This window comes from Streptomyces sp. NPDC028308 (assembly GCF_055565855.1).
Genome location: NZ_JBVHTO010000014.1, coordinates 190,364 through 208,742 on the forward strand (window position 1 = coordinate 190,364; position 18,379 = coordinate 208,742).

Below are 18,379 nucleotides of genomic sequence, written 5' to 3' on the forward strand. Positions count from 1 at the left end.
GGGCCCCGCGCACGCCACCGTGAGAGGAGACCACATGACCCGAGCAGGCCGTCACACAGCGCTGCCGCAGCAAGCGCCCTCCGCCCATGACCCCGAACTGCGGTCCGCCGCCCGGCACTTCGGGCGCCGCCGCTTCCTCACCGTCACCGCCGCGGCCGCGGCCCTCGCCTTCTCCACCAACCTGCCGACCCCCGGTGCCGCCCGCGCCGCGGCGCTCGACGCGGCCAGGATCTCCGACAACCCGTTCACCCTGGGCGTCGCCTCCGGGGACCCGACCCCCAGTTCGGTGCTCCTGTGGACCCGGCTCGCGCCCTCACCGTACGAGCCGGGCGGCGGGCTGGCCCAGCAGTCGGTGCTCGTGCAGTGGGAGGTGGCGTCCGACGAGCGGTTCCGCACGGTCGTCCGCACCGGGATCGCCACCGCGTTCCCCGAGTACAACCACTCCCTGCACATCGACGTCGAGGGCCTCGCCGCCGACCGCGAGTACTTCTACCGGTTCAGGACGGGCGCGTACATCAGCGAGACCGGCCGCACCCGCACCGCGCCGGCGACCGCCGCCGCCACCGCGAAACTCACCTTCGCCGCCGTCTCCTGCCAGGCGTACCACGACGGCTACTTCACGGCCCACCGCCACCTCTCCAAGGACGACGTCGACATCGTCTTCCACCTCGGCGACTACCTCTACGAGTACGCCGTGAACTCGCAGGGCGGCGCCCGCGGCTACACCGACCGCAAGCTGCCCGACGTCTTCAACCGCGAGGCCAAGACGCTGGAGGACTACCGCCTGCGGTACGCCCTCTACAAGAGCGACCCGGACCTGCGGGCCTCCCACGCGGCGCATCCCTTCATCGTGACCTGGGACGACCACGAGACCGAGAACAACTACGCGGGTGCCGTCGACGAGAAGAACGATCCGCCGGAGGAGTTCCTGCTGCGCCGGGCCGCGGCCTACCGGGCCTACTGGGAGAACCAGCCGCTGCGCGCCGCCCAGCTGCCCAAGGGACCCGACGCCCAGCTCTACCGCCGCATCCAGTGGGGCTCCCTGGCCCAGTTCGACGTCCTCGACACCCGCCAGTACCGCTCGGACCAGGCGTACGGCGACGTGCAGCACGTCCCCGGCCCCGAGTCCGACGACCCCGGGCGCACCATCACGGGGGCGGCCCAGGAGGACTGGCTCATCAACGGCTGGCGCTCCTCGAACGCCCTGTGGAACGTGGTGCCGCAACAGGTCTGCTTCTCCCAGCGCAAGCTCGACCTGAACGATCCGGCGAAGGTGTCCATGGACGCCTGGGACGGCTACCGCGCCTCCCGCGACCGGGTGCTCGCCGGCGTCAAGTCGTCCGGGATCAAGAACCTGATGGTGCTCACGGGTGACGTCCACGTGGGCTACGCCTTCGACATCAAGGAGTCCTTCGACGACCCCGGCTCGAAGACCCTCGGCACGGAGCTCGTCGCCACGTCCGTGGCGAGCGGCAAGGACGGCGCCGACAGGCCGGGCAACTGGGAGACGTACACCAAGGCCAACCCGCATCTGAAGTTCTACAACGGGCGGCGCGGCTACGTGCGGGTCGAGCTGGGACAGGACGTGGCGCGGGCCGACTTCAAGACGGTGTCCGCGGTGACGACGCCGGGCGCGCCGGTCTCCACGGCCGCGTCCTTCGTGACGGAGGCGGGCGATCCGGGCCTCAAGCCCGCCTGAGAGACACCCCTGGCGGAGCGTCAGGCGCCCTGGCGGCGCCCTCGGCACTCCGCCGGGCGGGCCCCTTCCTGTCGGCCGATGCGCGGAACGGACGCGAACCAGACATCTTTTGATCGTTTTGCGGCAAAACCTACGGTTTCGAAGCCCTTTCGCTCCGAACCGGAGGAGACATCGATGGTCCACAGATACGCCGGCGCAGGCTGTGCCGCGCTCACCGTGCTCGGCACGCTCGCACTGACGGGGTCCGCGACCGCGGGCGGCGACCCCGCGCCGGCGGCCGCGCCCTCCGCCGCGCAGACGCTCGGCGCCGACAAGCCGTCGACGACGCTGCTGCGCGCCCTGCAGCGGGACCTCGGCCTGACCGGCAGTCAGGCCAAGGCCCGCCTGGTGAACGAGGCGGAGGCCGGCACCCGCGCCGGCCGGCTCCAGAACTCGCTGGGCACGCACTTCGCGGGAGCCTGGGTGAAGGGCCCGACCTCCGCCGACCTCACCGTCGCGACCACCGATACCGCCGACGTCGCGGCCATCAAGGCGGGCGGCGCCGAGGCCGTGGTCGTCAAGCGGGGACTCGCGGAACTCAACGCCCTGAAGGCGAAGCTGGACCGCGCCACCACCGGCGCCAAGGGCGTCGACACGCCGGTCCGGTACGTCGACGTACGTGCCAACCAGGTCGTCCTCCAGGCGACGAGCCAGGCCGCGGCGGACGCGGTCGTCAAGGCGGCCGGGGTGGAGCGCGGTCTCGTGGAGGTCAAGGTGTCCCCGGACCGGCCGCGCGCCCTGCACGACGTCAGGGGCGGTGACGCCTACTACATCGACGATCAGGCCCGGTGCTCCGTCGGCTTCTCCGTCACCAAGGGCGAGCAGCAGGGCTTCGCGAGCGCCGGCCACTGCGGCAAGCAGGGCGCCAAGACCACCGGCTTCAACAAGGTGGCGCAGGGGACCTTCCAGGCGTCCGTCTTCCCCAAGAACGACATGTCGTGGGTGGCCGTCACCAGCGACTGGACCGCGACCGCCACCGTCAAGGGCGAGGGCGACAAGAACGTCGAGATCGCGGGCTCCGTGCAGGCCCTGGTGGGCGGCGCCATCTGCCGTTCCGGTTCCACCAGCGGCTGGCACTGCGGCACGGTCGAGGAGCACGGCACCAGCGTCACCTACTCCCAGGGCACGGTCGAGAACGTGACCCGCACGACGGTGTGCGCCGAGCCGGGCGACTCCGGCGGCTCGTACCTCTCGGGAACCCAGGCCCAGGGCGTCACCTCGGGCGGCTCGGGGGACTGCAAGAGCGGTGGTACGACGTTCTACCAGCCGATCAACCCGCTGCTCAGCGAGTACGGCCTCACCCTCAAGACCAGCACCGGCCAGTCCGGCACGCCCACCGCGCAGGACGGCCAGCAGGGCGGCTGGTCGGCGGGCCGGATCTACGACACGGGGACCCGGGTGAAGTTCGACGGCGTCACCTACCAGTGCCTCCAGGGGCACCAGGCCCAGGGCGCCTGGCAGCCGGCGCTCACCCCCGCCCTGTGGCAGCGCCTCTGACGACGCGTCCGCGAGGATCCGCCGCCACCCTCTCGAACGCCGGACGGACCGGGCGACCCCGGCCCCTCCGGCGTTCGAGGGGCGTGGCCCACGGCGGCGGGAGGCGTCCCGGCGACCCGTGCGCCCGCTACGACTCGGCCAGCAGCGCGTACGCGGTGGGCACGAAGGCGTCGCGGGCGCGGAACCGGCGCGTGCACACGGCGGCCAGCGCGGTGCCGGTGCCCGGGTGGAAGCCGAGGAACGCCTGCTGCCCGAGCGTCGCCCCGCAGTGGAAGTACATCGGCCCGTGCTCGGCGGGGTGCTGGAACCACGCCACCGTGTGCGTGTGCCGGTGTCCGAACCCGCGCCGCAGCACCGGACGCCGGACCGCGTGCAGCGCGCCCGCCAGCGGTGACCGGGACGGGTCCAAGTGGGCCTCCAGGAACGTGAGGAGGTCGTGCGGGGCGGCCCGGACGGCGCCGGCCGCCTGGAACCCGCCGACGACCAGCGGCGGCGTGCGGGTCGTGCCGTCCTTGCGGTGCCCGGTGGCGTCGGTCCCCGGACCGGCGGGCCGCAGGGCGACCCCCGTCAGCCCCAGGGGACGCAGCACCCGGCCCGTCACCAGGTCCTCCCACGGTGTCGCGGTCGCCGCGGCCAGGGCGTGGCCGAGCACGGCGACGGCGAAGTTGGAGTAGTGCCAGCGGGTGCCCGGCCGGTGCCGTGGCCGGGCCCGCAGGAACGCGTCGACGACCCGCGCGGTGGGGTAGCCCGCGTAGGGGTTGGTGCGCCAGGTGGGCAAGGCCCTGAGGAAGAAGTCGGCGGGCAGCGCGGGCAGCCCGGAGGTGTGGGTGATCAGGTGGGCGAGCGTGACCGGGTCCCGGGACCTGCCGCGGCCCGGGTCCAGCAGGGCGGCGGCCGGTTCGCCGCCGGAGATGACCCCGGCGCGGGTCAGCTGGGCGAAGAGGAGCCCGGTGAACGTCTTGGAGGCCGACCCGATCTCGTACCGCAGCTCGGCGCGGGGGACCGGTGGCGGCGGTGCGGTGCCGCCGCAGCGCACGGTCCGGTGTCCGTGCCGGGACAGCGCGAAGACGACGTCGGGCGCGTCGACGGCGGCGACGGCGGCGTCGAGCCGCCGCCGGACCGCCTCCGCGTCCACGGGCGGTTCCGCCGGTCCCTCCGGCGCCGGTGGGGTGCCGGTGGCGCCGTGGGGTCCGCCCGGCCAGGGCGCGGGGCGGACGGTCATGCCGGCGCCGTCGCCAGGCGCGACAGCGCGCGGGACGTGGCCAGCACCGACGCGAAGGCGGCCACCAGGGTCGGGTGGTAGACGAGGTCGAACACCTCGTCGGGCTCACCCTCCGGCATGGCGCGTACGGCGGGCATCGCGCCGTCCGGCTGCTGGGCGGCGGCGAAGCCCTCCCAGGCCCGCTCGTCGAGCGTGGGGTGCGGCAGGCAGGCGTCGACGACCAGCAGTTCGCCGAGCAGGTCCCACCGCTGGAGGTCGAGCCAGTCGTCCAGCCACACGGGCAGCCAGAGGGCCAGGTAGTCGGCGATGCGGGGCGGCAGCGCCTCGGGCCGCTCGCCCCAGTCGGTGAGGTGGAAGACGGTGTGCGTGATGTCGTAGGCGATGTGCCCCTCGACGGTCCAGGGTTCGGGGGTGCGGCCCAGCCACGTCCTGCCGACGACGTCGTCCTCCGGCGGCCGGGGCGGGAGCCCGAAGCGGCGCTGGAACGCGGAGAGTCCGAGCCGGCGCACGGGCGGCATCTCGAAGGCGGCGGTGCTCAGGAGCCGGTGGTTGAGCAGGATGCCCTCCTCCAGCTCGGGCTGGCTGTACCCGAGTTCCTTGAACGGGAGGTACACCTCGAACGGGATGGGGGAGACGGGCTCGGTGCGCTGTCCGCGGACCAGCATCCGGCCGCCGTCGAGGGTGTTCCGCCAGGCGTGGTCGAGCAATTGCCGTGCCAGCTCGGCCTGCCGCGAGCCGGCCACGCCCTCCCGGAACAACACCTTGCAGATCAGGGCCAGTTCACCGACCGGCTTGAAGCGTTCGAGGAAGCCGACCTCGGGGTCGACGTCCGTCTCCAGTCGGAAGCCGTCGCGGTGGGCGTGCAGCCACTCGATGGCGCCGACCCCGACGGTGTGGACGAGACGGGTACTGGTCATCCCGGCGCTCCTTGTCCGTTCGGGTTCGGTCGTGCCGCCCGCGGGAGGGGGTGCTGTCCTGCCGCGGTGCCTCCGCTCCCGTCGCCGTCGATGCGGCCGAGGGTGAGGACGGCGGCGAAGGCGGCCATCAGCGTCGAGTGGTAGCACCCGGCGAAGCCCGTGACCGCCGCCCGCTCGCCCCGGACGGGGCCGACCTCGGGCACCGCGCCGTCGTCGTCCTGCGCCGCCGCGAGTCTCGTCCACGCGTCCTGGAGCACCGCCCGCTCGGGCAGCCGCGGCAGACTCGCCGCCACGGCCAGCAGTTCGCAGCTCAGATCCCACTGCCCGTCCTCCAGGCAGGTGTCGAGCCACGGCGGGAGCCAGTGCCGCAGATACGTCGCCACCGACGGGGGCAGACCCTGCGGGATCAGGCCCCAGTCGGTGAGGTGGAAGACCACGTGGGTGAGGGTGTATCCGGCGGCCCGCTCGAACGTCCAGGGCTCCGGGAGGCCGCCGAGCCAGGTGCGGCGCAGGGCCTCGGGGAAGCCGTCGTGCTCCGGAATGCCGCTGCGCCGCTCGGAGTTGAGAACGCTCAGCCTGCGGTTGGGCTCCTGCTCCGTCACCCGCCAGCCGCGGGTGCGGGCCACCGTCGCGGCGGCCTCCTCGTAGCCGCGGTGCCGCAGCCCGGCCGAGGCGAACGCCGCGTAGACCTCCAGCGGGTACGTCGCGAAGGGTTCGAGGTGCTGCAACTCGTGGAAGAGGGCGCCCTTGTCCGTCTGGTGCCAGGCGAAGTCGAGCAGGTCGGAGGCGGTCCGGTGCAGCGGGTCCGCGGGGTCGGTGGCCCGGCGCACGCACACGCACACCTGGGCGAGCTCACCGAGCGGTTTCCAGCTGGTGTTCACGTCCCCGTCCGGGGCGAGCGCGCCGTCGCCGAGCCGGAACCCCGCGCGGCTGGCGGAGATCCAGTCCAGCGCGGCCTCGGCGACCCCGCGGACGTCGTGCGCCGTCACACCGGTGCTCCGGCCCGCATCAGCTGCGCCGCCCGGACCTGGAGGGCCACGCGCGGATCGCCGGCCCCCATCCCGGCGACGAACTCCAGGCCGGTCTCCAGTCCAAGGGTGTCCGGCACCTCGTCGAGGAGGGCCAGCCAGCGTCCCGCCCCGGCCGCCTGGAGCCAGTCGCGGCGGCGGACCGCACGCACGAACCCGCGGGCGACGTCGACGGGGCGCCGCTGGGCCGCGCGGAGTACCGCACAGTCGCCCCCGGGCACCGCCAGCGGTGCCAGCACGGCGAGTTGACGGGTCAGAACCTGCCAGGAGGCGTCCTCCAGCCACGTCGCCCCGGGTTCGGCATGATCCTCCGGTACGCCGTCGAAGGACGCGTCGAGACGCGTCAGCGTCCGCCGCATCGCCCAGTGGCTCCACGCGGAGGTGGGGGAGGCGTCTGCCGGGGGCGGAAAGGCCCGTACGGCCAGGTCGAAGACCCGCAGGTCCTCAGGGTCGGCGGGCGCGCGACGCAGGACGACGGGCAGCAGCGCGTCGGCGCCGAGGACCCGTACGGCGGCCAGTGCGGGATCGCCGTTCGCCTCGGTCGTCTCGCGTGCCGCCACCTTGCCGGACAGTCGAAACGGGTCCCCGCCCCGAAGGGCGGAGACCACGTCCGAAGCAAGGTCCTGCACGGCGACCGACAATCGGGTCGGAGTGCCTGACTGCTCCATGGATTCCCCCGTCAGCCCTTCTTGGGCCGCGGCGTCGGAGGCGACAACAGGAGGTTGCCGGCTCCGGACGACAGGGCGAGCGCGGCGCACTCACGGCTGTCGCGGAATTGGCCGTCGGCCTCGACCGGGTCGAGCGCCGCCTCTACGTCGATGCCCTGGACTTCGGTGATGTCGTCGGTCAGAAACTCGGTGGAAGACATACCACCATCCCCTTTGCGAGAGATACGTAGTTCTCCATTTCCAGTTGAACGCCTCGGGCACGGATGCGCAAAAGGAACGGGGCCGGCCCAGTGGGGACAAGGGAATCCGGGATTCCGTCCGACCGGGAGACGGCGAATACCCGCGCGAAGGCGAGGAAGTGATTGAACGACCGAAAATTGAAAGCAGAACCGGTCTGCGGCGAAAGGGCGTTGGGGGCCTATGGTCCCGGCGCCCTCGATGCCGCTCAACGGGGCTCTGCCGTACGCCACTTGCCCCGCCGGGCCGAGGCCGCGCGGAGCAAGTGGGCGGGTGACGTACGGCCACCCCGTTCAGGGAAGGGGCTGTTCCGCCCAGATGACCTTGCCGGACGGGGTGTAGCGGGTGCCCCAGCGGTCGGAGAGCTGCGCGACCAGGAACAGGCCGCGTCCCCCCTCGTCGGTGCTCGCCGCGTAGCGCAGATGGGGCGAGGTGTTGCTGCTGTCGAAGACCTCGCAGATCAGGCTGCGGTCGCGCAGCACACGGACCCGGATCGGCGCGCCGCCGTACCGGATCGCGTTGGTGACCAGCTCACTGAGGATCAGCTCCGTGGTGAAGGCCATGTCGTCCAGGCCCCACTCCGCGAGCCGGCGGGTGACCGAGGCGCGGACCTCACCGACGGCCGCCGGATCGGGCGGCACCTGCCACTCGGCCACCCGGTCGGGCCCCAGCGCCCGGGTGCCGGCCACGATCAGGGCGATGTCGTCGCTCGGACGCGGCGGGAGCATGGCGTCCAGGACCGCCCGGCAGGTGTTGTCCGGCGAGGGGTCCGCCTGGGACAGGGCGGTGCTCAGCAGTTGCAGACCCGCGTCGATGTCCCGCTCCCGGTCCTCGACGAGCCCGTCCGTGTAGAGCACCAGCCGGCTGCCCTCGGCCAGTTCGAGTTCGGCCGTCTCGAACGGCAGGCCGCCGAGCCCGAGGGGCGGACCGGCGGGCACCTCGGGGAAGTCGACGCGGCCGTCGGGACCGACCACCGCCGGCGGCGGATGACCGGCCCGGGCGACGGAGCAGCGCCGGGACACCGGGTCGTAGATGGCGTACAGACAAGTGGCGCCGGTGATCGCCGCGTTGCTGTCCTCCGCGGCCTCGTCCTGGTCGATGCGGCCTACCAACTCGTCGAGGAGCGCGAGGAGTTCGTCGGGCGGCAGGTCCAGGGCGGAGAAGTTGTGGACCGCGGTGCGCAGCCGGCCCATCGTCGCCGCCGCGTGCAGTCCGTGGCCCACGACGTCCCCCACCACGAGCGCCACCCGGGCGCCGGACAGCGGCAGCACGTCGAACCAGTCCCCGCCCACGCCCGCCTGAGCCGGGAGGTAGCGGTAGGCGATCTCCAGGGCGCTCTGCTCGGGCAGGTTGCGCGGCAGCAGACTGCGCTGGAGCGTCACCGCCATGGTGTGCTCGCGGGTGTAGCGGCGGGCGTTGTCGATGGACACCGCCGCCCGGGCCACGAGTTCCTCGGCGAGGGCCAGCTCCTCCAGGTCGAACGGCTCCGGCTTCTCGGAGCGCCAGAAGTTGACCACGCCCATCACCAGCGGGCCCACGCGCACCGGCACGGTGATCAGCGAGTGGATCCCGTACTCCACCACCTGCGCCGAGCGTTCCAGGTCCTGGGCGAGCCACCCCGGCGCCTCCTCGAGGTCGGGCTCCAGCAGGGCCTGGCCGGTGCGCAGACTGCGGGCCTGCGGCGAGGTGTCGACGAAGACGATGCGCTCGCCCACCGGGTACAGGGGCGCGTCCTTGCGGATGCCGGACGACGCCGTGCGCCGCAACTCGCCGATGGTCTCGGGTTCCTCGCCGTCCAGCACCGCCTCGGCGAGATCGACGGTGGTGAAGTCCGCGAACCGGGGGACGGCCAGCTCCGCCAGCTCCTCGCAGGTGCGGACCACGTCCAGGCTGGAACCGATGCCCAGCCCGGCGTCGTACAGCAGCTTCAGCCGCTCGCGGGCCACGTCGGCGCGGCCGGACAGGGCACGCAGCTCGGTGGAGTCGCGGAGCGTGGCGACGCTGCCGGCCGGTCCGCCCCTGAGGTCTGTGGGACGCTGGTTGATCGCCAGGAGGCGGTCGCCGACCAGATGCACCTCGTCCGTCGCGACGCGCCCCGAAGCCAGCAGTTCCGCCGTGTCGGGGTCGAGACCGAGTTCCAGGACGTGCCGCCCCTCGGCGTCCTCGGGCAGCCCGAGCAGGCGGTGCGCCTCGTCGTTGGCCAGCAGCAGCCGTCCCTCGCCGCCGACGATGATCACGCCCTCGCGGACGGCGTGCAGCACCGCGTCGTGGTGTTCGTACATCCGGGTCATCTCGTACGGGCCGAGACCGTGCGTCTGCCGCAACAGCCGTCTGCTCACGAGCCCCGCGCCCGCCGTCGCCAGGATCAGGGCCGCCCCCGCGGCGGCCAGCAGGATCGGCAGCTGGCGGTCGGCCGCACCGCCGACGTTCGCGGTGGTGATCCCGGCCGACACCATGCCGGCGACCGAGCCGTCGGGCCGCTCGACGGGGACCACGGCCTGGACCAGGGGCCCGATCGTGCCGTTGACCTCCTCGGTGAAGGAGCGGCCGGCCAGCGCGGGCGCGAGGGTCCCGACGAACTTCTTCCCGATCCGGTCCGGTTTCGGGTGCGTGTAGCGGATCCCGTCCGTGTTCAGCACGACGATGAAGTCCACCTTGGACTTCTTGCGGGCCGCCTCGGCGCGCGGCTGGAGGATCGCCGTGGGGTCCGGGCTGCTGAGCGCGGCGAGGGTGCCCGGCGCGTTGGCGAACGTCTCGGCCACCGCCAGCGAACGGTTGCGGGCCTCCTGCGTGGTGTCGTGGCGCACCTGGAGCACCAGCGCCACCACCCCGGAGACGACCAGCATCAGCACGATCACCAGCTGGAACACGAACACCTGGCCGGCGACACTGCGCCCGCTCAGCGCCGACCGCAGACCGGCGGCGGGCCCGTGCCCGCCGCCCGGCGCGCTCCGCCTCTCGGACGGTCTGTGCGGCGCCTGCCGCGCTCGCTGCGCGTGCGCTCCGCGAGCGCGCTCACGCCCGGTGCGCGGAGCGTCGTGCCGGCGGGTCGACCGAGCCCGGGATCGACCCAATAGTCGGACCATGTGCCCATGTCTACACTGCCGGGCGCCAGGAGGCGAGAGGGCACACATGGGGACGGACGGCGACCCCACCGCCCCCTCACGACCCGTGTCGGGCCCGTTCGGCTCCCGTCACCGGCCGCGCCGGGCGTCTTCCGGCGCCCTCGTGTGCGCGGCCCCGCGAGCGGGCGGCGCGAGCCGTCGGCCAGCATCCGGTAACGATCGTGCCGCGCCCCTTGTGGCGGGTCTTGTCACTCATAGCATGCGATCATGTCTTTTCTCTCAAGTCGCCGCAGAAAGCCGCGCCTTGCCCCCGAGCTCGACGACGGGGACCTCGGCAGGCTGCTGAAGTCACTGCGCGCGACGACCAGGTCCGGCACCTTCGGCACGACGGACCTGTGCGTGGCCCAGCTCTCCCGCCTGTTCGAACAGGACCCGGGCGACTGGGACCGGCGTGCGCACCGGCTGTCCGTCCTCGCGGACTACCTGTCCGAATCGCATCTGCCGTCCGCCTGGGCGACGCGTGAACCGGGCAACGCGAGCGCGCTCGTCCTCGCCGCCTGGTCCGAACTCGTCCGAGGCCGCGGCACGGGAGGACTGGCCGACGCCTCGGCCGCCGCCAAGCAGTGCCTGCGGGCGGCGGACCTCGACCCTCAGGACCCCGCGCCGTGGGTCGTGCTGCTCGGCATCGCCCGCCTGGAGCGCTACGCGCAGTCGGACGTCTTCGGTGCCTGGAACGAGATCCTGGCGCGGGACCGCTGGCACCGGGAGGCGTACCTGAGCATGCTGGCCCACCTCTCTCCCGAGGAGGCGGGCTCGCGGGTCCAGGTGCTCGACTTCATCGACTCCGTACGCCCCCGGATGCCGGCCAACGCGCCCTGCGCCGCGGTGGAACTCACCGCCCAGGTGATGCAGTACAACGCCGCGCTGGCCCGCGGGGGAGTGGACGCCCTGGTGGCCCGCAACCACTGGACCAACCCGCAGGCCGTCGAGTCGCTGGAGCGGGCCCACCACACCTGGCCGCAGCCGTCGTTCTTCCACCACGCGAAGACGCTCGCCGACCTGAACCTCCTCGCCTACGCGCTGATGGCCGCCGACCGCAGGCAGCAGGCCGCCCCCGTCTTCGAGGCCATCGGCAACACGGTCACCGCCTGGCCCTGGAACAGCGGAGGCGACCCGCTGGCCGCCTTCGAGCACGCGCGGAACCGGGCGGGCCTCTGACGGCCCCGTGCTCACAGCGCGGCGGACCGGCGGGCGGCGGACCCGTCGGACGCCGCGACGGGCACCCCCAGTGGACGGGCCAGGCCGACCACTCCCTCGTCCAGCCGCTGAAGATGCCGCAGGACCCGGCCGGTGACCCGGTCGTGCCGGGGAGCCTCGCCAGGCCGGTCGCCCTCCAGCATGGACGCGAGGCTCGCGCCGGTCTCCACCGTGCCCGCGTCGGGCCGGTTCTCGACATGGGCGACGAGTACGTCGATGTTGTGCGCGATGCGCCGGCCCGCCCCCTTCAGCCGGGGATCGGCCGCGACGGTCTTGCTGTGGGGCAGCAGTTCCGCCGTCGCCGCCAGCGAACGCGCGTGGTACGCGCACGTCTCCAGGAGCGCCACCAGATAGCGGGCGGTCTGCCGGCGGGAGCGCAGCGGGGTGATGGGGTGCGTGAGCGGCTGCGTGGAGGCCCGCAGGTCCTCCAGGGCCGTGTCGAGGTCGCGGGCCTTGTCCAGCAGGTCCAGCGCGGGCCCGCCGCTCAACTGCTCCACCGCCGCGCCGGTGACGTCGCCGAGCCGGGCCAGCACCGTGGCGAGCTGCTCGTCCGTGCGGCGGTCGGTGTGCACCGGCAGGACCAGCGCGGCGGCGACCACCCCGCAGACGGCGCCGAGGGCGGTCTCCTCGATCCGCAGCACGAGCACCTCGGCGCTGTAGGTGTTCAGGAGCGTGTAGAGCAGCCCCAGCATCGCCGTGACGAAGAACGACATCAGGGCGTACGACAGCGGCGCCGTGAAGAACATCGCGAAGATGAACAACAAAACGAGGCCGAACGCGGTCCAGGTGTGGTTGCCGACCACGCCCGCCAGCAGCACTCCGGCGACGACGCCGAAGACGGTGCCCAGGAGCCGGCGGTAGCCCTTGACGAGGATCTCGCCGGTGGACGCCGTGTTGAGGAAGACGACCCAGCAGGTGAGCACCGCCCAGTACCAGCGCTGGCTGGACAGGAACTCGCCGCCCGCGATGGCCAGTGCCGAGCCGACCGCCACCTGGACGGCGGCGCGCGTGGTGGGGCGCCGCAGCCCGGTGCGGTCCTCGTCCTCGTCCCGGCCGCTCTCCTCGGCACCGGCGATCGCGATGTCCTCGGCGTCCAGCTCCTCGCGTGAGCGGGTGGTGGCCGGGGAGTCGTCGGACTCGTCCTGCGGGCCGTCGAAGGCCAGTCGCAGGCCGAGGACCGAGTGCGCCGCCTCGCCGATGCCGCGGAAGACGTCCTGGACGGCGGCGGGGGCGCGCGGCAGGTTCTCCTCGTCGCGGTAGGACAGCAGCCGGTTGCGCACGTGGGCGAGCGCGGTGCCGCCGATGCCGGAGGCGGGCCGGACGACCAGCAGGCGCAGGGCGTTCAGATCGCGCCGCAGGGTCGCCGTGATGTCGTCCTCGGCCCGCAACCGGTCACCCGGCGCCGGCACGGGCGCGTCGGGCAGATGCAGGGTGAGCGTGTCGGCGCGCTCGGCGCTGCGCGCGGTCAGCAGCAGGACGCCCAGCCGCTCGGCGGCGATCTCGGCCTCCGCGACCCGGCGCTGCACGTGGGAGGCGGCGGTGCTGTCGCTGGTCCCCTCCTCCAGCCGCCCCTGGATCATCATCGCCGTCTCGTGGAGGCGGGCGGTGTGCCGCCGCACCTCCTCCAGGGCCTTCTCCATCCGGTCGGGACCCGCGTCCAGCAGCTCGGTCTGCGCGGACACCAGCTGGGCCAGGCGCGCCCGGAAGGCCTCCCGCAGCCGCAGCAGGATGCGCTCGGGCGTCTCCGCCACCAGACCGAAGCGCACCGCCGCGCTGCACGCGAACGAGAGGACGAGGGTGGCGCACAGCCCGGGCAGCGTCTCCGCGTCGGCCTGGACGAACATGGAGATGAAGTAGACCTGGAACCCGATGAGCCCGAGCGCCGTCCCCCGGTCGCCGAAGCGGCGGCTGTAGACCGCGCCGAAGATCAGGGCGAGGAAGAAGAGGTCACCCGCGACGACGTGGGTGTTCAGAAGGGCGCCCAGCGACACCGCCGCGAGGGACACCGGCAGGCCGAGCGCGAGGGTGATCGCCTGTTCGCGCCGCTGCTTCTCCCGGATGGCGAAGGTGGCCACCATGGCCCCCATGGCGCCGCCCACCATGTGCGTCACGTCGGCGTCCATCAGGGCCAGCAGCGCGAGCGTGAGCGCGATGGCGCCCACGGTCCGCAGTCCGGCCATGAGCCGCAGCAGCCCCGGGTCGGACGCCGCGAAGCGGTCCCAGGTACCCGTCCAGGTCGGCCGTGTCGCTTTCCTCACCCTGCCGTACGTCCTCGCTCGCCGTCATGATCAGCAGTTCCAGCATGTCACGGCGCACCGCGTAGGCCGCTCCCCGGGGGCGGACCCCCAGCGTGCGGCGGCTCGTGGCCCCGCGGACGGATGCCCGGCGGCCGCGGGTACACGCCGGAAGGCGGACACGTCGGCTCGGTCTCGACGGCAGCGGGGGAGGGCCCGTGCGGCCGGGCCGGGCGTGATCCCGTACGGCACCCGGGCTCCCGTACGGCACCCGGGGCCTTCCCGGAGTTGCCGGTCCGGGTGTCAGCTCGCGGTGCGGTCGCCCTTGCGGTCGCGGCGCGTCAGCACGCGCTGGACCCGGGTCAGCCCGGTGGGGAGGTGCCCGCGCAGGGCGGCGCGCGCCGCGTTCGAACCCGGCGCCCCGTGCACACCGCCGCCGGGGTGCGCACCGGCCGAGGCCAGGTAGAGGCCCTTGACCGGGGTCTCGGGGCGTCCGGTGCCGGGCACGGGCCGGAAGACGAGCTGCTGGTGCATGGCCGTGGTGCCGCCGTTGATGGCACCGCCGTGCAGGTTGGCGTTCATGCTCTCCAGCGTGGGCGGTGCCAGGATGCGGCGGGCCCTGATCAGCCCCCGGAACCCGGGCGCGAACCGCTCGACCTGTGCCTCCACCCGGTCGGCCATGACCTCCTGCTCGCGCCGGTCCCAGCTGCCGGTCAGTCCACCGTCGCCCGCGTCACCGGTGATCCGGTGCGGGACGTGGGTGTACGCCCACGCCGACTCGGTGCCCTGCGGCGAGCGCGTGGCGTCCGACGTGGTCATCTGGCCGAAGATGGCGAACGGTCGGTCGGGGACCTGGTGCATGGCGATCTGCGCCGCGAACCTGGTCAACTCGTCCATGCCGTCCGCGAGATGGACCGTGCCCGCGGACGCCGCCCGTTCCGCGGTCCACGGCACCGGCCCGCTGAGCGCCCAGTCCACCTTGAAGGTGGCGAAGTCCCACTGGAAGCGGCGCAGATCGGCGAGCAGCTGCGCCGGCAGATGCGCCTCGTCGACGAGACCGCCGTACAGCGCCGGCACGGAGACGTCGGCCAGCACGGCCCGGCTCGCGGCGACCGCCTCCCCGCCCGCCGTGCGCACGCCGACGGCCCGGCCGCCCCGCACCACGACCTCGGTGACCCGTTCCCCGCAGCGCACCGCGCCGCCGCGCTTCTCCAGCCGGCGCACCAGGGCCTGGGTCAGCACGCCTGAGCCCCCGGTCGGCACCGGGAAGCCGTGCGTCTGGCCCAGCATGGACATCAGCCAGCCGAAACCGCCGCTGCCCGCCGCCTCGGGGGCGAGGTCGGCGTGGAGGGCGTTGCCGGCCAGCAGGAGCCTGCCGCCCTCGCCCTCGAACTCCTCCTCGCCCAGGCGCCGTACGGGCAGCACCAGGGACCGGGCCAGCCGCAGTCCGCCCGCCGCGCGCAGCCGCATGGCGAGCCGGGCCCCGGCGCGCACGGGCGGGAAGGGGGTGAACAGCGCGTCGAGGATGTCCGGCCGCAGCCGCTGCCAGATCCGGTGCAGCTCCCGCCATGCCTCGCCGTCCCCGGGACTGAACGCGCTCAGGGCGGCGGCGGTGTCCTCGACGTTGCGACCGAGGAGGGCGCAGCTGCCGTCGGTCAGGGGGTGCGCCAGCACGTACGGGGCGTGGCTCCAGCGCAGTCCCTCGCGGTCCAGGCGCAGGCCGGCGAGGACGGGGGAGGCGGCGGCCAGCGGATAGAAGGAGCTGAAGACGTCGCTGACGTAGTCGGGGTGCACCTCGCGGTCGTGCCGGACCGCGCCGCCCGGTGCGCTCTGTTCCTCCAGTACCTCCACGCTCCAGCCCGCGTCGGCGAGCAGGTTGGCCGCCACCAGGCCGTTGGGCCCGGCGCCGATCACCACCGCGTCCGGCATGTCTGCCTCCAGTTCACGAGGGCGGCCCCGGCCTCGCACGGGGGAGCACCGCCGGGGGTCCTACCGGCAGGCAGGTTCGGGGAGCGGGCGGCTCTCGCACAGGTCCGCCAGCCGGTTGAGCATCGCGCGGTGGCGCAGTTGGACGAGTACCTCGAAGGCCGCGTTGTGCAGCGTGCCGCCGGCGCCGCGCAGGGGGTGCTCGTCGACGATGAGCAGGGTGTCCTCGCCCCACTCCCGGACGTCCAGAGCGATCCTGGCCGTGCCCAACGGGCCGGAGTTGGCTTCCAGTTCGAGCTGCCTGGGCGGATCGCAGCGGCGCACGACGGTCTTGTTGCTCACCGTCCAGGGGCCGAGGCGCACCTCGAAGGTCAGGGAGGCACCCGTCTGCGGCCACTGGCCCTCGGCGGGCCAGGTGTCGGATGTGCCGACCACCCATTCGCTGTAGCGGTCCGGGTCGGCCAGTACGGACCACACCACATGGGGCGGCCTCTTGATGAGCTGATGCCGTACAGCCATGCAACCCTCCTGGGAGTGAACGCTCTTCGCGGCCGGCGCGGGCCGTCCGGGTCGGCTGCACCCAGGTTTCCATCTTTGAGGGACTTACGCCTTTTCTGGCGTGACGAGCGGCACGGGGTGCGGTGTCCGCGTCCGCCGGGCGCCCGCACCCGGCACGGGGGAGTCGGGGCGGCCCGGGCGGCGGCACGTACGAAGGCCATGGCGGCGCGGTGCGGTTAGCGTGGTGCGCATGGCTGATGCCGATATGCGTAGAAATGGTCCGCTGGCGGGCCGGGTCGTGGTGGTGACCGGGGCCTCGCGCGGCCTCGGAGCGGCCACGGCCCGCGTCCTCTCCGAGCGGGGAGCCGTCGTGGCCCTGCTGGGGCGCCAGCCCGAGGCGATCGCCGAGGTCGCGGCGGCGCTGCCCGGCCGGGCGGGGTGGTGGGAGGCCGACGTCACCGACGACGCGGCCATGGACCACGCGGCCGCCGGTATCCGTGAACAGCTCGGCGCGCCCTCCGCGGTCGTCGCCAACGCCGGAGTCGCCGAGGGAGGCCCGTTCGCCGAGTCGGATCCGGCGACCTGGCGGCGCGTGATCGACGTGAACCTGACCGGCAGCGCGATCACCGCGCGGGCGTTCCTCCCGGACCTCGTCGCCACGCGCGGCCACTACCTCCAGATCGCGTCGCTGGCCTCCTTCGGCGCCTCACCGATGATGAGCGCCTACTGCGCCTCGAAGGCCGGCGTCGAGTCCTTCGCGCACGCCCTTCAGGCCGAGGTGGCGCACCAGGGCGTCGCGGTCGGGATCGCCTACCTCAACTGGACCGACACGGACATGATCCGGGACGCGGACCAGCACGCCGTCCTGCGGGAGCTGCGGCGCCACATGCCGCCCCCGGCCCGGAGGGTCTATCCCGTGGAGCAGGTCGCGGAGCGCATGGTGGCGGCCGTCGAACGCCGCTCCCGTGCCGTGTACGTCCCGTCCTGGCTGCGGCTCGCCCAGGTCGGGCGGGCGGTCCTGCCGCCGGTGGTCACCCGGATCTCCCGCAGGGAGCTGCCCCGGCTGGCGGCCCGTTCTCGGTTCGAGGCGACGGGGCTGCTGGGAGCCGGGGCGCGCGACGACCCCGCCGAGGTGCACAGGAGCCGTACACCTCCGGCGGGGTGACGCGGTCCGTCCGGGAGGGGCGGGTCAGCGGGGTCCGGCCGCGCGGCTGGACCGGATCAGGGGGCCCGGTTGCGGGGTCGGCGGCACCGGGTCGGGTCCGGCCGGTCCCGGCGGCGCCGGCGGTACCGGGTCCGGCGGCGGAACGGGGACGGGACCGGGCGCGGGGCCGGGCTGCGGATCCGTCGGCCCTGGCGACGGGGTGGGGTTGGGCGGGGTCGGGTCGGTCGGCGGGATGCTCATCGGCCACCTTCTCTCTCGGCGGATGCGGATCACCTCTCGGGTTCCCCCCGCACCTCGATCATGCCTCCGGCGCCCGCTTCATACCGCAATGCGCCCATCTCCGGGGCGGCCGTGCCCGGCGGGAGGGCCGCCAAGCGGATCATCTCGGGCCCTCACCGGTATGACCCGCCGCGGTGCGGGGATCTGGAGATCCATGAACGATCCTCAGCACCGAGACGGACCCGACCGCGCGCACCGGCGGCCGGACGGGGTCGACGACATGACCGTGGAGGCGCTCGGCGCCCTGTCCAAGGCACTGGAGACGACGGAACGGGCCCGCGGGCACCTGTACGCGTTCCACCAGCTGACCGGCACGGCCGACCTGGAACTCGACCGGGCGGTGGAGCTGCTCCGCAAGTCCGGGCACGGCGGGTACGGCGACCGCGTGGAGCGGGAGATCCTGGGCCGCAACGTGATCCCCGGCCACTGGACGTTCCAGATCGTCGAGGCCTACAACGACACCTACTACGAGCCCTTCAAGCACCTGGAGCGACAGGCACGGGACGACCTGGTCGAGGGACGCGACCACCTGTACGAGGCGGAGATGAAGGAGGACCGCCGCACCGAGGGCCACCCCCACCACACGGCCCGCCCGGACGCGACGTGACCCGGCCGGCGTGAGCGGCGCCCCGCCAGGACGCGGGGCGC

At 73.6% G+C, this 18,379-nt stretch carries 14 protein-coding genes; 5 read left to right on the top strand and 9 right to left on the bottom strand.

Translation table 11 applies throughout. The features are described 5' to 3' along the window. Positions 1-34: 34 nt before the first annotated feature. Positions 35-1,699, top strand: coding sequence for an alkaline phosphatase D family protein (locus ACZ4VA_RS31465; protein ID WP_468083397.1), 1,665 nt, complete (start codon positions 35-37; stop codon positions 1,697-1,699). 174 nt (positions 1,700-1,873) lie between these two features. Further along, positions 1,874-3,235 carry an alpha-lytic protease prodomain-containing protein gene (locus ACZ4VA_RS31470; RefSeq protein ID WP_468083399.1) on the top strand — a complete coding sequence of 454 codons (1,362 nt, stop codon included), beginning with the start codon at positions 1,874-1,876 and terminating at the stop codon, positions 3,233-3,235. Positions 3,236-3,362: 127 nt separating this feature from the next. Here ACZ4VA_RS31470 and ACZ4VA_RS31475 read toward each other — a convergent pair whose 3' ends face one another. From ACZ4VA_RS31475 to ACZ4VA_RS31500, 6 genes are all read right to left on the bottom strand, one after another. After that, on the bottom strand, positions 3,363-4,457 hold the full coding sequence (locus ACZ4VA_RS31475) for a serine hydrolase domain-containing protein (protein WP_468083401.1): 1,095 nt from the start codon (positions 4,455-4,457) through the stop codon (positions 3,363-3,365). Beyond that, positions 4,454-5,374 carry a DUF6895 family protein gene (locus ACZ4VA_RS31480; protein WP_355792746.1) on the bottom strand — a complete coding sequence of 307 codons (921 nt, stop codon included), beginning with the start codon at positions 5,372-5,374 and terminating at the stop codon, positions 4,454-4,456. The genes ACZ4VA_RS31475 and ACZ4VA_RS31480 overlap by 4 nt, the downstream gene beginning before the upstream one ends. Further along, positions 5,371-6,363 (bottom strand): DUF6895 family protein, encoded by a 993-nt coding sequence (locus tag ACZ4VA_RS31485; protein ID WP_355792749.1) that lies wholly within the window; start codon positions 6,361-6,363, stop codon positions 5,371-5,373. The genes ACZ4VA_RS31480 and ACZ4VA_RS31485 overlap by 4 nt, the downstream gene beginning before the upstream one ends. Beyond that, positions 6,360-7,070, bottom strand: a complete 711-nt coding sequence (locus tag ACZ4VA_RS31490) for a hypothetical protein (RefSeq protein ID WP_355792752.1) — start codon at positions 7,068-7,070, stop codon at positions 6,360-6,362. Before ACZ4VA_RS31490 ends, ACZ4VA_RS31485 begins: the two co-directional genes overlap by 4 nt. An 11-nt stretch (positions 7,071-7,081) precedes the next feature. Beyond that, positions 7,082-7,270: a hypothetical protein gene (locus ACZ4VA_RS31495; protein WP_355792755.1), complete on the bottom strand. Its 189-nt coding sequence runs from the start codon at positions 7,268-7,270 to the stop codon at positions 7,082-7,084. Between the two features lie 330 nt (positions 7,271-7,600). Next, positions 7,601-10,393 carry a SpoIIE family protein phosphatase gene (locus ACZ4VA_RS31500; protein WP_356165419.1) on the bottom strand — a complete coding sequence of 931 codons (2,793 nt, stop codon included), beginning with the start codon at positions 10,391-10,393 and terminating at the stop codon, positions 7,601-7,603. 246 nt (positions 10,394-10,639) lie between these two features. Between ACZ4VA_RS31500 and ACZ4VA_RS31505 the strand changes: the two genes are divergently transcribed. Beyond that, on the top strand, positions 10,640-11,590 hold the full coding sequence (locus tag ACZ4VA_RS31505) for a hypothetical protein (RefSeq protein ID WP_355790280.1): 951 nt from the start codon (positions 10,640-10,642) through the stop codon (positions 11,588-11,590). A gap of 11 nt (positions 11,591-11,601) precedes the next feature. Here ACZ4VA_RS31505 and ACZ4VA_RS31510 read toward each other — a convergent pair whose 3' ends face one another. The 3 genes from ACZ4VA_RS31510 to ACZ4VA_RS31520 all read right to left on the bottom strand — a co-directional run bounded on the left by ACZ4VA_RS31510 (position 11,602) and on the right by ACZ4VA_RS31520 (position 16,308). Then, on the bottom strand, positions 11,602-13,887 hold the full coding sequence (locus ACZ4VA_RS31510) for an FUSC family protein (RefSeq protein WP_388905849.1): 2,286 nt from the start codon (positions 13,885-13,887) through the stop codon (positions 11,602-11,604). 279 nt (positions 13,888-14,166) lie between these two features. Then, on the bottom strand, positions 14,167-15,792 hold the full coding sequence (locus ACZ4VA_RS31515) for a phytoene desaturase family protein (protein WP_356165423.1): 1,626 nt from the start codon (positions 15,790-15,792) through the stop codon (positions 14,167-14,169). Positions 15,793-15,852: 60 nt separating this feature from the next. Next, entirely contained in the window at positions 15,853-16,308 is a 456-nt protein-coding gene (locus ACZ4VA_RS31520) for an SRPBCC family protein (RefSeq protein ID WP_452920720.1), read from the bottom strand. A gap of 229 nt (positions 16,309-16,537) precedes the next feature. Between ACZ4VA_RS31520 and ACZ4VA_RS31525 the strand changes: the two genes are divergently transcribed. Together ACZ4VA_RS31525 and ACZ4VA_RS31530 are read left to right on the top strand one after the other, a co-directional pair. Beyond that, entirely contained in the window at positions 16,538-17,452 is a 915-nt protein-coding gene (locus ACZ4VA_RS31525) for an SDR family oxidoreductase (protein WP_356165428.1), read from the top strand. A 433-nt stretch (positions 17,453-17,885) separates the two neighbouring features. Continuing rightward, a complete protein-coding gene (locus ACZ4VA_RS31530) occupies positions 17,886-18,338 on the top strand; it encodes a hypothetical protein (RefSeq protein ID WP_355791839.1) in 453 nt (150 codons plus the stop codon). The last annotated feature ends 41 nt before the right edge of the window (positions 18,339-18,379 follow it).

What these genes read in the sequence shown, in the direction of transcription:
- ACZ4VA_RS31505 (WP_355790280.1), top strand. Translation starts at nt 10,640, where the DNA reads ATGTCTTTTCTCTCAAGTCGCCGCAGAAAGCCGCGCCTTGCCCCCGAG.
- ACZ4VA_RS31530 (WP_355791839.1), top strand. Translation starts at nt 17,886, where the DNA reads ATGAACGATCCTCAGCACCGAGACGGACCCGACCGCGCGCACCGGCGG.
- ACZ4VA_RS31520 (WP_452920720.1), bottom strand. Translation starts at nt 16,308, where the DNA reads ATGGCTGTACGGCATCAGCTCATCAAGAGGCCGCCCCATGTGGTGTGG.
- ACZ4VA_RS31490 (WP_355792752.1), bottom strand. Translation starts at nt 7,070, where the DNA reads ATGGAGCAGTCAGGCACTCCGACCCGATTGTCGGTCGCCGTGCAGGAC.
- ACZ4VA_RS31515 (WP_356165423.1), bottom strand. Translation starts at nt 15,792, where the DNA reads ATGCCGGACGCGGTGGTGATCGGCGCCGGGCCCAACGGCCTGGTGGCG.
- ACZ4VA_RS31465 (WP_468083397.1), top strand. Translation starts at nt 35, where the DNA reads ATGACCCGAGCAGGCCGTCACACAGCGCTGCCGCAGCAAGCGCCCTCC.
- ACZ4VA_RS31475 (WP_468083401.1), bottom strand. Translation starts at nt 4,457, where the DNA reads ATGACCGTCCGCCCCGCGCCCTGGCCGGGCGGACCCCACGGCGCCACC.
- ACZ4VA_RS31480 (WP_355792746.1), bottom strand. Translation starts at nt 5,374, where the DNA reads ATGACCAGTACCCGTCTCGTCCACACCGTCGGGGTCGGCGCCATCGAG.
- ACZ4VA_RS31470 (WP_468083399.1), top strand. Translation starts at nt 1,874, where the DNA reads ATGGTCCACAGATACGCCGGCGCAGGCTGTGCCGCGCTCACCGTGCTC.
- ACZ4VA_RS31495 (WP_355792755.1), bottom strand. Translation starts at nt 7,270, where the DNA reads ATGTCTTCCACCGAGTTTCTGACCGACGACATCACCGAAGTCCAGGGC.
- ACZ4VA_RS31500 (WP_356165419.1), bottom strand. Translation starts at nt 10,393, where the DNA reads ATGGTCCGACTATTGGGTCGATCCCGGGCTCGGTCGACCCGCCGGCAC.
- ACZ4VA_RS31525 (WP_356165428.1), top strand. Translation starts at nt 16,538, where the DNA reads ATGGCTGATGCCGATATGCGTAGAAATGGTCCGCTGGCGGGCCGGGTC.